The organism is Nitratidesulfovibrio vulgaris str. Hildenborough, from assembly GCF_000195755.1.
Taxonomy (GTDB): domain Bacteria; phylum Desulfobacterota; class Desulfovibrionia; order Desulfovibrionales; family Desulfovibrionaceae; genus Nitratidesulfovibrio; species Nitratidesulfovibrio vulgaris.
In genome coordinates this window covers 2,297,276-2,310,075 of sequence record NC_002937.3, presented here as the reverse complement: position 1 = coordinate 2,310,075, position 12,800 = coordinate 2,297,276, and the positions used below count along the sequence as shown (strand labels likewise).

9 protein-coding genes and 1 tRNA gene are annotated in these 12,800 nt (G+C 61.7%); 3 read left to right on the top strand and 7 right to left on the bottom strand.

Annotated elements, in window-relative coordinates:
• Positions 1-150: 150 nt before the first annotated feature.
• On the bottom strand, positions 151-513 hold the full coding sequence (locus DVU_RS10440) for a molybdenum cofactor biosynthesis protein MoaE (protein WP_010939487.1): 363 nt from the start codon (positions 511-513) through the stop codon (positions 151-153).
• Positions 514-597: 84 nt separating this feature from the next.
• On the opposite strand from DVU_RS10440, the gene DVU_RS10435 reads away from it, so the two are divergent.
• A complete protein-coding gene (locus DVU_RS10435; protein WP_223295095.1) occupies positions 598-3,162 on the top strand; it encodes a tetratricopeptide repeat protein in 2,565 nt (854 codons plus the stop codon).
• Positions 3,163-3,308: 146 nt separating this feature from the next.
• Here the strand turns inward: DVU_RS10435 and DVU_RS10430 are convergent, their stop codons facing one another.
• From DVU_RS10430 to DVU_RS10420, 3 genes are all read right to left on the bottom strand, one after another.
• A complete protein-coding gene (locus tag DVU_RS10430) occupies positions 3,309-5,036 on the bottom strand; it encodes a YcaO-like family protein (protein WP_010939485.1) in 1,728 nt (575 codons plus the stop codon).
• The gene (locus tag DVU_RS10425) at positions 5,033-5,755 is read right to left on the bottom strand and encodes a class I SAM-dependent methyltransferase (protein WP_010939484.1); all 723 of its coding nucleotides are present in this window, start codon (positions 5,753-5,755) and stop codon (positions 5,033-5,035) included. The genes DVU_RS10430 and DVU_RS10425 overlap by 4 nt, the downstream gene beginning before the upstream one ends.
• 259 nt (positions 5,756-6,014) lie before the next feature.
• Positions 6,015-6,089 (bottom strand) — tRNA-Gly (locus DVU_RS10420).
• A gap of 377 nt (positions 6,090-6,466) precedes the next feature.
• Here DVU_RS10420 and DVU_RS10415 point away from each other — a divergent pair.
• Positions 6,467-7,138, top strand: coding sequence for a helix-turn-helix transcriptional regulator (locus DVU_RS10415; protein WP_010939481.1), 672 nt, complete (start codon positions 6,467-6,469; stop codon positions 7,136-7,138).
• Positions 7,139-7,443: 305 nt separating this feature from the next.
• Here the strand turns inward: DVU_RS10415 and mtr are convergent, their stop codons facing one another.
• From mtr to DVU_RS10400, 3 genes are all read right to left on the bottom strand, one after another.
• On the bottom strand, positions 7,444-8,721 hold the full coding sequence (gene mtr / locus DVU_RS10410) for a tryptophan permease (protein ID WP_010939480.1): 1,278 nt from the start codon (positions 8,719-8,721) through the stop codon (positions 7,444-7,446).
• 170 nt (positions 8,722-8,891) lie between these two features.
• On the bottom strand, positions 8,892-10,280 hold the full coding sequence (locus DVU_RS10405; protein ID WP_010939479.1) for a tryptophanase: 1,389 nt from the start codon (positions 10,278-10,280) through the stop codon (positions 8,892-8,894).
• A 109-nt stretch (positions 10,281-10,389) separates the two neighbouring features.
• Positions 10,390-10,764 (bottom strand): RidA family protein, encoded by a 375-nt coding sequence (locus tag DVU_RS10400; protein WP_010939478.1) that lies wholly within the window; start codon positions 10,762-10,764, stop codon positions 10,390-10,392.
• A gap of 324 nt (positions 10,765-11,088) precedes the next feature.
• On the opposite strand from DVU_RS10400, the gene DVU_RS10395 reads away from it, so the two are divergent.
• The gene (locus DVU_RS10395; protein ID WP_010939477.1) at positions 11,089-12,606 is read left to right on the top strand and encodes an MltF family protein; all 1,518 of its coding nucleotides are present in this window, start codon (positions 11,089-11,091) and stop codon (positions 12,604-12,606) included.
• Positions 12,607-12,800: the final 194 nt, after the last annotated feature.

Here is a 12,800-nt window from a genome sequence, read left to right as displayed (position 1 = left end):
ACACGGACGCATACCTTTATATCAACAATTCTATACTTGAAAATAATATGTGCAGGGTGGTGTGGTATTTGCAAGAAAAGCCCCATGCTGGCAGTACCGGCATGGGGCTTTTTATGCTTCGACGTGTTAGGAGTGTCGATACGAGGGGAGTCAGGCCGTGCATTCCTGCTTGATGACGGCTTCGGCCTTTATCCTGTCGAGAAGTTCAGCGAAAACGGCTTTGACGTTTTCGCGGATGTCGCCAGCGACGACGAGAAAGAGAAGATCGTCACCGGGCCGACACTCGCCCTCGACGGCTTCTGCGAGTATGCAGAATATGCCGGGTCGCGCTTCAAGTTCGCGGCAGATGGCGTCCATGCGTGCCCTGTCGGGGGTGACGCGAACAGAGGTGACGGGTGCGTGGTCTTTGCGCGACCAGCCTCGCACGACACCGTTATGTACCAGAACCATGCCCACGTTATCGGCGAACCCGGGTTTCTTTTTGAGTTCCGCGAGAGTGAGAGTGATGTCCAAGTTGACCTCCAGCGTTGCAAGTGAGTTGCCATGCCACAATTAGCCGACCTGACACGTCGCCTTCCCCAGCTCAAGGAAATCCGTATGAGCTCGTCGGGGATCGCCCTGTGGCTATGCTGGCAGGGCGACCTCAATCCGGCAGTGCCGCAGACATTGCAGGATTATGGCGGCATGACCGTGGTCGCGGAGCGCGACCAGGCATTGTGGTACTTCTTCTCGTCTGATGTCTTTCTGGCCCTGGCCCGTCTGCACATCTGGGCGAAGTTCAACAATCTTCCCGTTGCGGTACAGGTGTTGCCAGCCAAGCTGCTGCTGGGAATGCGGCGCGAGGTCGGCCTTTCGCTCGATAGCGCCCTGACAGCACAAGAGGTGCTCGTCCCGCAGTCGTTCACGGTCTGGGTTCATGGGCGAGCGCGAGAGTCGGCCATCGGCATACCGGGCATCTCCATGGAACGCACGGCCTCGTTGCAGGGCATGGCCAATGCCGAATGGAGCGGTTTTGGTGCAGACCCGCGCATGCCTTACCAGTCCACGCTGGGATGGTATGCCGTATTGCACCCTCTCGGCAATCCTCTGGACAAGAAGTTCCAGGCTGGCTGGCGCGATTTCTTCGCCGAAATCGAGGGAGTGTTGCAGCGGCACAGGCTCAAGTTCATCCTGCACGAGCAGTTTCTCATCTTCTCACTGGACAACCTGCGCCAGTTCAGACTCTGGGTGCGCGACCTGCTGCACCTTGTCCGCGAGATAAAGGAGCAGCGTCCCACCCGTTACTGGCCTTGTGTGAGCGTCATCGTCGACCGCAAGGGGTTTAACTTCAACAATGAACTGCCTCGGAAGATACGGGTCGACTGGGAACAGCTCATGCCCGACTTCCCGCACATGAGCTACCGCAACGCCTACCTGCTGGGTGAGGGGTTCACCATCCACGATGTGCGCTTCTCGGTGGAACACACCAGCATGGACGACTGGAGCAATGTCGGGCTGGACGAGGAGGGCGGCAACGGCGGCATGCTGCCGCTGCTGGTTTCGGGGCGTCTGCTGGCAGGAACGGGGCACGGTTGCTTCTATTGCGGAATGCGCAATCATGAGACCACGTCATGCCCCACCCGTAATATGAAGGGGAACGACCGGGACGCCCTGTCGGCGTTGCAGATGATGGACTTCGACACCATCAACGCCGGTTTCAAGGGCATCGAGGATGCACTCACCGCAGGTGTTGAAGAGGGGTTCTCACAGCTTGCAGGGGCCTCGGGGGCCGAGGGCGTGCTCATGCGCGCCATCTTCGCCCTGAATTCGGCCGTACAGCTTCGTTTCATCCCCGGCATGTGGCTGGCGCGGGGCAAGGACTACCCGCGCGGGCTTGAAGAACAGGCCCCTCATGACGACAATCCGGTATGGGACCTCTATCACCGCTTTGCGGGTGCCGACCTCATCCCTCTCGAAAAGGAACTGGGGCCAGTCATCGCCCGCAACCCTCGCGACTATCGGTCTCGAACCCTTCAGGGGTTCATCGCCCTTGAACGGGGAGACCCCACCCGAGCGCTGGCACTGTGGAAAGAGGCCGCAACGCTGTGCAACACCCCGTTGCAGCAGGCATGGCACGATTTCTTGCAAGGGCGGCTGCATGAGATGCAGGGGCGCTATCCGCAGGCCAATGAATGCTACAGGCAGGCCGTCCGTCTCTGTCCCCTGTGGATTGACGCGGAATACAGGCAGACGGTGTGTCAGGTGAAGATGGGTTTCGCCGACCAGGCACTGGGGCATGTGTTCAATCTCATCCAGCGTGACCCTGCCATCTTCAATCGTCTGCTGGTCGACCCCGAACTCGAACGGGGGCACCTGCAACTCTTTTCAGCCCTGACCATTCCGTGGGGCGAGGCGGAAAAGCGCGCAGCGGAAGACAGGCAAGGGCTGGACAGGCTGCTTGGCGAGGTGGGGGCGTGGTTCCCCGATGAGCATCCGTTCACGCTGCATGCCACCGAACGCATCGGTGTGTTGCGCCAGATTGCCGATTCCAGGAGTTTTGTGGCGTTCCAGATGCTGATCAATGGCTGTGCCAGCATCGAACGTGAGCTTCAGGCGCGTGTCGCCCGTGAGGGAAGGGAGTTGAAGGAGCGGTTCAAGGGCTATATGGAACGCCTCACCCGCGTTCGGGACGAGGCCGCATGGTTTCCCTTTCCCAGTCTGCTCATCGAATTCAACCGCGATTACAACAAGTGCGCAGCCAACCTCAACTGGGCCATCCGCACCCATTTCCAGACGGCAGAATCGTTCAAGAAGGCGCAGGCGACCGTCGAGACGGAGATGGACCGCATCAAGAAGCTCGAATCGCGTCTCAAGTTCCTGCGTATCGTCCGTGATGCCACGCTGTTCACGCTGTTCATGGGACGTACGTTCATGTGGATGGAGATAGGCATTCTGCTGTGCATACTCGTTGTGCTTCCCCTGTCCATCTACTACGGCGACAAGGCGGGAGCCTCGTGGGCGTTGGGGCTTGCCAGCGCGGAAAAGTGGCAGGTGCAGAAGCTGCTTATCATGTTCTTCAGCCTCTTTGCCCTCGGCCTTGCGGCATTGCGCACGGCACTGTCCTTCGAAAAGCGCAAGGACAGGCTGTTCCGTGAGGCGCAGGAAAAGGCCAACAAGCGATAGTGCTGGCGCGAGTGGCCTGAGACCTCCGTCAGGCAGGCGTTTGTGATGTGTGCGGAGGACGGTGTTGCAATAGAGAAGGTCGCCCGGGGGCGACCTTCTTTGCTTCATCCGTGCGGGTATCAGGGGCTACACGCCGAGGTACAGGGTCAGGGCTGGCGCATCTCATCCAGATGGCGGCGTGCGAAGTCGAGGCCGGGGTCTATCTCCAGTGCGGCGGAGAGAAGCTCTTCGGCCTTCTCGGTGTCACCCATGAACTTGTGGCACAGGCCGAGATTGGCGAGGTCGACCACGGCCCCCTTGTCGATATGCAGTACCTGCGCGAAGTTCTGTGCGGCCTGTGCGTAGTCGCCAAGCTTGAAATGGCACACCCCGCGCAGGTTGAAGTACTCTTTCATCTCGGGGCATTCGGTCACGGCACGGTCCAGCCCGGGAAGGGCCCCTTGCCAGTCTGTGAGCAGGGTACGCACATAGGCACCGTAGAAGGCCGCCAGACCGCGAGAGTCCGCTTCAGGCTGCAGCGGTTCGGCCTGTTCGAAGAAGCTGATGGCCTCGTGGTGCGACTCGGCCCTGAGTGCCAGCATCCCCTTGAAGAAGGGCAGGAAATGCGCACCGGGGTAGAGCTCCTCCAGAACCGAGAGCCCCGCCAGCGCCGTGCCGGCGTCTGCCTCTTCACTCAGGATGCGCCCGATGAACAGCCCCAGTGAGGCGTTACGGTCGCGTTCACGGAAGTGGAACCCGGGCACGATGTTGTAATGAGTGTTGACGCCGACATCGGGGTTCATGGTGGACACGCTGTAGAGCGTGTGCCCCGTCGCGGCAAGCCCGTCGCAGAGCGCGGCAAGTTCGTCGCGGATGTCGTCGGTCTCCACCGAAGGCAGGGTGTCAAGGGCGACAACGGGTCCGGCGACAAGCCACGCGATGTCGTCGAGGCTTTCGTATTTGGAAAGCCCCGAGGCCTCGTAGCAGGCCCCGGTGCAGAAGTCGCCCGCAAGCTGTGCGACCTCTGTCACGGCGCGTATGGCTGCCTTCACCGGAGAGGATGACGTGCCTGCCGTGTAGACGATTTCGGAGCGTTCGGGGAAGGTGGCAGGGTCCCATGCGATGGCCCCGACCGTAGGCACGGGCATCCCCATGGAGAAGTCCTTGAGCACCAGCCGGATGCCGTTGCGCTCGAAGGCAGCCGCAAGTTCAAGCAGCACAGGGTCGTCGAGGGACGCCGGGTCGATGGTGGGCAACTCGGGCTGTGTGCGGTCGATGAGGCAGCACACGTGGCGTTCCACAAGTTCGCAACTGCCTTGAAGGATGGACTCCTCTTCGGTGTTGCCTGCCGATGAGCCGTTGAACTCACCAAGCTTCTTGAACCAGTCGAGGGGCAGCCATACCTCGCGCCCGTGGGTGATGTCCGTGGCGGGGAAGAACTTCCAGCGCCACAGGTCGAGGGCGCGGACGGCGTCGTCGGGGGAAAGGGTGTCATGCACGGAGTGCAGAATCTCATCGACGGGTATCAGCGCGTCGCCGAAACGGTTTCGGGCTTCGGACCATGTGGCCTCCACCATGCCGGGCATGTCTCGCCAGAAGGTGAAGAAGCTGTAACGCTCCATCAACTCCATGAGCGCAGATGCCTGCGCCTGTTCCAGCGAGGCACCCTTGCCCATCTGCTTGCGCGTGGGCATCACGGCACGGGCATCGGCGCCGCACACGCTGAGAAAGACGGGGATGCCGAGGCGTCCCACATCCACCCGGCGCGTCTCGGCGAGTATGCTGATGTCGAGCGAGGCGAGGCGTTCGCGCACCCGGCGTACGGTCTCTGCCGGGGTGGTCGCCTTGTCCTGGTCGCGTGTGTAGCTCTTGGGGCAGGGGCGAAGCTGTATCATGGGTGTTTGTGGTGCAGACGGTGGATGGTGAAGACGCGGCGTTCCTCTTCGCCGTCGTCACCCGTGGTGCGGATGCCCACGAGTTGTTCCTCGATGCGGAAGTCGCGTTCGGCCTGCTTGAAGAAGCGCCCCATCTTGCGGCGGGTGTCGGTGCAGAGCATGGCCACGGCATCCTCACGCCGTGCGAGATGGCGCAGCAGGAACTTGATGAGCGGCCGGTGCAACTCTTCGAGGTACAGCACCTCCGATGCTGCGATGACGTCGAACTTCTCGTCGAGACGGGTGGAAGCCACATCGACACGGCGCACTGAAACCCGGTCTTCGAGCCCGTTCTTGAGCACGTTGGCGCGGGCGAAGAGGAGGGCGTCCTCGTTGATGTCAGACACGGTGACATGTGCGAAGCCATAGCGCGAGGCGATGAGTCCTGTCACGCCGCAGCCCGCCCCTACTTCAAGGAGCGTGCGCCCTTCGGGTGACGCCTTGCGCAGGAAGCGGCCCAGCACGAACGACGCGGGCCAGATTTTCGCCCACAGGGGCAGGTCGTGCAGCGGGTCGCGGACACTGCGGTTGGCGACGAGCGCGTCGATGTGCTGGCGCATGTTGCGAATCTGGAGCACGTCGAGGGGGGTCTCGTCCACGGTGAGCGGTTCGAAAACGACATCGTAACGCTGGCGCGCCGCTTCAAGCAGCGACTCCAGCGAAGGGGTATCGGTGTGCATGTGCCTTCCTTGCTGTTGCTGCGGGTGGTTGCCCGTCGGGAGTTCATGCCTCAAGGTACGGCGTTGCGCAAGATGTGAAGGGCAGAGGCTGGCGGGCGTGGAGTATGCTGCCCGGGGCGGTACGGCAGGGGGCCTTTCCCCCGCAGGGACGGTGCTCGATGCTGCCCTCGGGTGTGGAGGCCGCGGGTGGCGGATATGTCACCGGCAGTTGGCCCAAGGCAAAAGAAAAGGCCGGTCTTGCGACCGGCCGTGCCTTCTCTGGAGCGGGAGACGGGATTTGAACCCGCGACTTCAACCTTGGCAAGGTTGCACTCTACCACTGAGTTACTCCCGCACGTTCAGACCCACAATGTGGGAAAGGAAGCGGCTCTGATGCGGACATCGGGGCTGTTCCCTCGTGCGGGTCGTGTGCTAACGCAAACCTTCGTCGCCTGTCAACACTTCTTTGCATGGTCAGTCACATTTTTCTGCAAAGCCTGAACCGGGGTGTCTGGCAAGGGCCACGGCGGGCTGGCGGACGGCGGGCATCGCCATGATGGAGGGGCACCTCTGTCGGTGAGGCTGTTACAACGTCTGCCGGGGGGGCACTCGGGGCGTTCCGGTGGTGTGTTGCGGCGGTGCTGGCGAGATTGGCTTGACAGTTTTTTTGCTGTACAATAGTTTTTTTGCACAAAGACTATTTTTTCACAGCAACTACCCGAAGGATACGACGTGGCAGACAAGACGACCTCATGCACCATCGAGCGGTATGTGCCGCTTGTGGATTTTCTGGGCGCGTTTCTGGGTGAGGACTGTGAAGTGGTGCTGCACGATGTCAGAAACCCTGACAATTCGGTGCTGGCCATTGCCAACAATCATATCAGCGGACGCCGCAAGGGGGCACCGCTCACCGACCTCGCCCTGCGGCTTCTCAAGGAGGGGGCATGGAAGGAACGGCCCTTCGTCATGGATTACAAGACGCAGAGTCGTGACGGACGCCCCCTGCATTCGGCGACCTATTTCATTCTCAGCGATGACGGTGAACTGGCGGGGATGTTGTGCCTGAACATGGACACCTCGTCCCTCGTGGAGGCGCACGGCCTTCTTGAGAGATTCATCGAACGCGGGCGGCTCATGCCCAGACGTCCCGAACCTGATGTGCCGCATACGCTCGAGACCTTCGCCGAGTCCATCGAAGACCTCACCGACAGCATCATCCGGCAGGTGGTCAACGGTGCGGCCATCGCACCCGAACGCATGACGCCGGACGAGAAGATGGCCATCGTGCGCACCCTCAACGAGAAGGGCGTGTTCCTGCTGAAGGGGACAGTGGCAGTTGTGGCAAGGCATCTTGCCGCCTCAGAGGCAACCATCTACCGCTATCTGCAACGGGTGAATGGCTGACCATCGCCCGTGTGGCGGCATCTCGCTGTGCATTCGCATCTCAGGGGCGGCGCTTCCGGAAGGGCGTCGCCCCTGCTGCATGTGGCATCTGCCACCCCTCTGCCGTCGAGTGAGATGGGCCGACATCGGTGCCCCTTGCGGGAAGACGGCAACGCGTGGCGACGGTGGCCACCCGCAGGGACAACGGCCCCCTCAACCCCTCTGAGTGTCGGGCGTTCGTCCTGACGGGCTGCATATGCGAAGGCGGCGCATCAGTGACGATGCGCCGCCTTTTGGTGCGTGGGGCTGCTGCCCGTGACGTTTCGCTACTTGCCGTAGACAGGCAGCATGTCGAACATGGTCAGCACATGGCAGATGGCCACGGTGATGCCATAGGCGATGGTCACATAGAGCATCACGTTGCCGCCGGGGGCGCGGTAGGTGGTGTTGCCGAACTTCCTGCGTGTGGCCAGTGCCATCATGGCGGGTACGATGACAGCGAACACGGTGGCTGCAAGCCCGGCAAAGCCGATGGCCATGATGAATCCGTCGGGGTAGAACAGGCCGCCAATGGCCGGGGGCACGAAGGTGACGATGGCGGTCTTGGTACGTCCGAGACGCGAGTCGTCGAAGCCGAGCGTATCGGCGATGCAGTCGAACAGGCCAAGCGTCACGCCGAGGAACGAGGTCGCCACGGCAAGATGCGAGAAGACCTGGAGCAGGTAGTCGAGGTTGGTGCTGCCTGTGACCTTGGACAGCGCCCCCACGAGGATGCCCATGTTGCCGCCCTTGGCGACGATGTCGAGGAATTCCTCGCGCGGGATGTTGCCCAGTACGCTGAGTTGCCAGCACACGTAGAGAATGAGGCCGAGGAAGCTGCCGTAGATGATGGTCTTGGCGACGGCCTTCGGGTCCTTGTTGTAGTACTTCACGAGTCCGGGGACGTTGCCGTGGTACCCGAACGAGGTGAGAAAGTAGGGAAGCGTGGCGAGTATGAAGGGCGAGTATGGCGCACTGGTGTCGCCGGTGTCGAAGAGCACAGCGGGCTGCACGTTGAACATGAGGCCGCTCACCGACGAGAAGAAGGTGAGTATCATGCCGCCGAGCATGATGGTGGAGATGCGGTCGACGGCGCGGGTGCTCAGCCATACGACGAACGCGAGCACAAGCGCGAAGAGGAAGCCGCCCAGCTTCATGGGAACGTCGATGCCCACAGCCGCCTTCACCGTATGCGCGACGATGGACCCGCCGCCGCTGATATAGGCGTAGGTGAGAATGTAGAGCACGAAGGCCACCGAGAGGCTGTTCAGCAGCCGCACGGGTCTGGCAAGGCAGTCCTTGGCGATGTTGTCGAAGGATGTCCCGGCGGGATAGTTGAGGTTGGCCTCGAGGATCATCAGGCCGGAATGGCACATGCAAAGCCACGTGCCGAACAGGACGAAGAGGGAATAGAAGAACCACATGCCGGCAGAGACGCTCGGCAGCGAGAACATGCCCGCGCCGATGGTCGTCCCGGCTATGATCATGGCGCCGCCAAGAACCGAGGGATTCTTCACCCCGGCTTGCGTGGCGGTCTGCCCGTTGGCTGTCATGCACTGTGACATGGTCACTCCTCTCGATGTGTCTCGTGCTCTGCGGGAGGGTGCGGTGCGAATGTCGAAGGCATCGGCCTCCGGCCTTGTCCATAGCCGCAGTGGACAGGCGGTGCTTCCGTCATGCTCCCGGTGTTGATGTAAAAAAGGGGGGAACGCCCGAAGGCGTTCCCCCCGTCCTGTCAGGCGATGGGGCGCAGACGCGCGGTGAAGTGACGCAGCACCGGCGGTTCGTAGGTGAACTCAAGGCCCTTGATGGACGACGCGCGGTCGAGCACGGCGATGACCGTGTCGGCGATGTAGTCCATGTGGTCGTTGGTGTAGACGCGGCGCGGGATGGCGAGGCGCAGCAGTTCCAGCGGCGATTCCTTCTGCAGGCCGGTGGCGGGGTCGCGCCCGAGCAGCAGCGAACCTATCTCGACGCCGCGCACGCCGCCTTCGATGTAGACCTCATTGGCGAGGGCGTGTGCCGGGAACTGGTTGCCCGGAATGTGGGGCAGCATCAGCTTGGCGTCGATGAACACGGCGTGACCGCCGGTGGGGTACTGGATGGGAACCCCGCCCTGACGCAGACGTTCGCCGAGGTATTCGACCTGCTTGATGCGGTAGGTGAGGAAGTGTTCGTCAGTACCTTCATAGAGACCGATGGCCAGCGCTTCCATGTCGCGTCCGGCAAGGCCGCCGTAGGTGACGAAGCCTTCCATGGGCACGCAGCGGACCTGCACGGCACGGAAGAGGTCGACGTCCTCCTTGATGCAGCAGAGGCCGCCGATGTTGACGATGGGGTCCTTCTTGGCAGAGCAGGTGAGCACGTCGCCGTAGGAGTACATCTCGCGGATGATCTCACGGATGGACTTGTCGGCGTATCCGGCCTCACGCTGCTTGATGAACCATGCGTTCTCGCAGAAACGGGCGGAGTCGATGATGACGGTGATGCCATGGCGCTTGGCGATGGCTGCTGCCTCGCGGATGTTCGCCATGGAGACGGGCTGGCCGCCTGCGCTGTTGCAGGTGATGGTGACGATGATGCCAGCCACGTTCTGCGCGCCATGCTGCCTGATGGTGGCTTCGAGCTTCTCAAGGTCGAAGTCGCCCTTCCAGTCGTAGTAGGTGCCGGTGTCGAACGCCTTCTCGGTGACCACGTTGATGGCCTTGGCGCCCGTCATCTCGACGTGGGCGGCGGTGGTGTCGAAATGGTAGTTGGAGATGAAGACGGGCTTGTCGCCCTTCATGCGGGCCACAAGGCAGGGGAAGAGAATCTGTTCGGCGCCGCGCCCCTGGTGGGTGGGGACGGTGTGCTCGTAGCCGAACACGTCCTTCACGGCCTTTTCGAGATTCAGGAAGTTGCGGCTACCAGCGTAAGCCTCGTCGCCCATCATGAGGCCCGCCCACTGACGGTCGCTCATGGCACCGGTGCCGGAGTCGGTCAGCAGGTCGATGTACACATCCTCGCTCTTGAGAAGGAAGGGGTTGTACCCCGCCTCTTCGAGTGCCCTGGTGCGGTCTTCGAGGGTGGTCATGCGAATGGGTTCGATCATCTTGATGCGGAACGGTTCGGGAATGCGCTTCATGGCAGCTTCTCCATGTGGTTGATGTTGTGCCGAACTGAGGGCCTGGCGGCCTCGTCCCCTATGGAGTTTGTGGGACGGGCCCTTCTCCTCTGCCTCGTTGTCGCCGTCGCTACTTGACGGCGATGGCTTCTATCTCCACACGTGCGCCAAGGGGCAGGGCCGCCACCTGAAAGCACGAACGGGCCGGGAAGGGGGTTGCGAAGTACTTCGCGTACACTTCGTTGACGGCGGCGAAATCGGCGAGGTCGGCAAGGAAGACGCTGGTCTTGACCACCTTGTCGAGTCCGCTGCTGGCGGCTTCGAGAACGGCCTTGAGATTCTCCAGCGACTGTGCGGCCTGTTCACGGATGTCGGCAGGCATGGTCTTGGTCTCGGGGTGCAGCGGCAACTGACCGGAGGCGAAGACAAGAGAACCGGTATCTATACCCTGAGAGTAGGGGCCGACAGCGCCGGGAGCCTTGGGGGTGGCGATGGGGTTGATCATGCGAGTGTTCCTTTCGGCGGTTGGTTGTCATTCCTGCATTCTTGCCGGAACGGTTCAATGCGTTACCGCATGACTTCGCAGTAATCGCATTTTTATTGTTGTGTCAATAAACTTTTATCACGATGATTTTTTAGCTTCCAACCATGCGAATGTGCAGGGCATCCGGCCCGGTGTGCGTGTCTCAAGGCGGCAAGGCCCTGTCCTGCTTTCTCGCGTCACCAGCCTAGTGTGCCTTTCGCGCCGGGTAGAATGTCTTGCATCATGCCGATATCGCGTACTATCATGGGCTTGTGCCTCCCCGTCACGGGCAGGAAAGGAGCACCTATGCCGAAATCCTCCGGGTGGTCACGCGTTGTCGTGCTGTTCTGTTTCATGTTCGCCCTGACAGCGCCCTGTCTGGTTGTCGTGTCGGGTACAGCCGCCGCCATGGTCGCAGCCCAGGAGGATGACCCGGCGACGTTGCCGGAAGACCGCATCCAGGACCTCATCCTCCCTGCGGAGAAGGCCTTCTCGGGTGATGTGAAGGAGATAAGGCAACGTGGAGTGCTTCGTGTTCTCGTCACCTACCGCAAGGGAGATTTCTTCATCGCTGACGGCGAACTGCGCGGCGTGGAAGTCGAACTCGCCCGTGCATTCGCCGCATGGCTTGGCAAGAAGGGGGGCAAGAAGGCCCTGCCTGTCCGCGCCATCTTCATTCCGGTCGCGTTCGATGAACTGTTGACGGCGCTTGAGCAGGGCAAGGGGGACATTGCCGCTGCCGGGTTCACCGTCACGGAGGCACGTAGCGCACGCGTCCCGTTCGCCACGCCGTACCTGCGCGGCATCGACGAGGTCTTTGCCATCCGCAAGGGTGCACCCGTGCCAACGAGCCTGGATGAACTCGCGGGCAGGACGGTGCATGTCGTCCGGGGCTCAAGCCACGAGCAGCATCTGGGCGAACTCAACGTCCGTCTTGCCGCACAGGGCCTTGCGCCCTTGAACATCGTGACGCCATCGGCCGACCTGCAACCGGAGGACCTCTTCGACCTTCTCGGGACAGGTGCCATAGACCTGATGGTCGCCGACAGTCATCGTGCCCGGCTGTGGCGACGCGCCATGCCCGATGTGCAGGTTCTGCCTTCGCTCAAGTTGAAGACGGGGCAGGACATCGCATGGGCGGTACGCCCCGATGCCCCGGGGTTGCTGCATGAAGTGAACGCCTTCTTCGCTGCCGATGGGGGGAGGGCCGTGAAGAAGGCTGCTGGACTGCTGGAACGCTATTACGCAGACAGGTCGTGGCACGTCGAAGGGCTCAACCGCAAGTTCGCTGCCCGGGCAAAGCGTCTCTATCCCCATTTCATCCGCTATGGCGACACCTATGCCTTCGACCCGTTGCTCTTGCTTGCGCAGGGCTACCGGGAGTCGCGTCTCAACCAGAAGCTGCGCAGTCCACGCGGTGCCGTCGGAGTGATGCAGGTGCTACCTTCGACAGCCCGGACCATGGGTTTTCCCGATGTCGTGAAGGAGGCGGTGACGAACATCCATGCCGGGGTGCGCTATCTTGAATATGTGCGGTCGGACTACTTTTCCGATGCCGATATCCGCGAACCGGACAGGACGCTGTTCAGCCTTGCCGCCTACAATATGGGCCCCAACCGCATGGCCCGTGTCCGCGAACGTGCCATACGGATGGGACTCGACCCCAATCGCTGGTTCGGCAATGTGGAATATGCGGCGTTACGATACGTCGGGCGTGAACCTGTGACCTACGTCGCTCAGATTTCATCGTATTACATCGCCTATCAGGGCAGTCATGCCGTGACCGGTGCCCGTCGCCCGGTGCTGGAGGCACTGCAGAAGTGACACTGCAAGGTACGATGCCATCCGCAAGGATATGCGTGGGGCTGTGCAGGGTCGATGGCAGGGGGAGTGGCGATTGGCCCCTGACGTGCATGATGTGATCGTGCCGTAGTCTTTCTGTACCGCGTCCTCGAGGACTCTTGCAGGTTTCAGACGCGGTACGCCCCACCCACACCCTCACATGAAGCGCGGTAGGC

Coding starts and splice junctions, on each gene's coding strand:
- DVU_RS10435 (WP_223295095.1), top strand. CDS start 598: ATGAGCTCGTCGGGGATCGCCCTGTGGCTATGCTGGCAGGGCGACCTC.
- DVU_RS10430 (WP_010939485.1), bottom strand. CDS start 5,036: ATGATACAGCTTCGCCCCTGCCCCAAGAGCTACACACGCGACCAGGAC.
- DVU_RS10425 (WP_010939484.1), bottom strand. CDS start 5,755: ATGCACACCGATACCCCTTCGCTGGAGTCGCTGCTTGAAGCGGCGCGC.
- mtr (WP_010939480.1), bottom strand. CDS start 8,721: ATGTCACAGTGCATGACAGCCAACGGGCAGACCGCCACGCAAGCCGGG.
- DVU_RS10405 (WP_010939479.1), bottom strand. CDS start 10,280: ATGAAGCGCATTCCCGAACCGTTCCGCATCAAGATGATCGAACCCATT.
- DVU_RS10400 (WP_010939478.1), bottom strand. CDS start 10,764: ATGATCAACCCCATCGCCACCCCCAAGGCTCCCGGCGCTGTCGGCCCC.
- DVU_RS10395 (WP_010939477.1), top strand. CDS start 11,089: ATGCCGAAATCCTCCGGGTGGTCACGCGTTGTCGTGCTGTTCTGTTTC.